Origin of the sequence: Thalassospira alkalitolerans (assembly GCF_002115745.1) — a bacterium.
Classification (GTDB): Bacteria; Pseudomonadota; Alphaproteobacteria; order Rhodospirillales; family Thalassospiraceae; genus Thalassospira; species Thalassospira alkalitolerans.
Genome location: NZ_JFKB01000045.1, coordinates 1 through 1,369, shown reverse-complemented (window position 1 = coordinate 1,369; position 1,369 = coordinate 1). Strand labels below are relative to the sequence as shown.

General features: G+C 53.3%; 1 protein-coding gene. It reads right to left on the bottom strand.

The genetic code is table 11. The features are described from left to right. Window positions 1-290 precede the first annotated feature (290 nt). Window positions 291-1,214 (bottom strand): aldo/keto reductase, encoded by a 924-nt coding sequence (locus TALK_RS21820; protein WP_085621272.1) that lies wholly within the window; start codon window positions 1,212-1,214, stop codon window positions 291-293. Between the last annotated feature and the right edge of the window lie 155 nt (window positions 1,215-1,369).

Sequence of the window (1,369 nt, the reverse complement as noted above, 5' to 3'; positions counted from 1 at the left end):
TTGCTCTACCAACTGAGCTATGCCGGATCAGGGTTGGCACTCCATTCGAAGCGCGTGGCAGGGGTATAATAAAACGGCTTTGATCCCGCAAGACCTTTTTGTGAAAAAAGTGACCCGAAACCGATCTTTTTTCATCTGCGCCGGGTTGATGCCGCCTTGTAGTTTATCCGCTCTGCTTGTCCTGATGGGCAGAAGTTGAACTGCTGCCTGGGAAGTATCCTTTTATCGTCGTATCGGGCGATAAAAGGGGATGGGGGAGGTTTTGCATCCTACTCGCAAACAATTTTGGCTTATGGCACTGGGTGCCCCTGTGCGGCGACCAGAATTTCAAACCAGTCCTGACGTTCGAATGTGACATTGCATGATTTTGTCGCGTCGGCTATGCGATGGGCCTTCATGGTCCCCAGAACCGGGATTACCTGTGAGGGCAGATGCAGAAGCCAGGCAATGGCGACCTCGGCGATGCCCGGCAGGTCATATTTATCGCGCATGTGCTCCAGCACCGGGCGCAGGCGGTTTGCGCAGACGTCATCCGTGTCGGTAAACAGGCGCGCACCGCCAAGCGGCGACCAGATCATCGGGTGAATGCGGTGTTGCTGCATCTGATCAAATGTGCCGTTAAAGATTGGGGCAAGTTCCAGAACCGAACATTCGACCTGATTGGTGATCAACGGTGCATCAAGGCGGCTTTGCAGCAGGTTGAACTGCGATGGTTTAAAGTTGGAAACGCCGAAATGGCCGACTTTGCCGGATTGACGGAGCTGGCTAAACGTTTCTGCAACCTCGTCGGCAACCATCAACGGATCCGGACGGTGGATCATCAACAGGTCAATGTGATCGATACCAAGGCTGGCAAGCGAGTTTTCAACCGATTGCAGGATATGGGGTTTGGTCGTGTTGTAATGATTGATCCGATGATCCGGGCGCGCGGTGTTGACCAGTGAAATATCGCATTTGGTGATGATTTCCATCTGGTGGCGCAATTCGGGCGCTTTGGCCAAGGCTTCGCCAAAATAAGCTTCGCAACCATATCCACCATATATATCGGCGTGATCGAATGTGGTGATGCCCGCGTCAAGGCAGGCCCGAATAAGGGCCAGAATGTCATCGGCATTTTTAATATCAGTACTGTTACGCAGGCGCCAGGCCCCCCAGGCCAGTTGTGAAAAGCTTAGATCCTTCGCCATGTGACGGCGCAGAAGAGCATTTGCCATGTGGCATTCCTTTTCATTATCGAATTGTCGGAAGTGGTGCCTGTGGGGAGGCGGGGGTTATTGCTAGCAATTTGTCGGGCAGGGTGCAAAAGCAAAAACCCCCGGAACTAAGTTCCAGGGGTTTTTGGCTCCGGCAGCAGGACTCGAACCTGCGA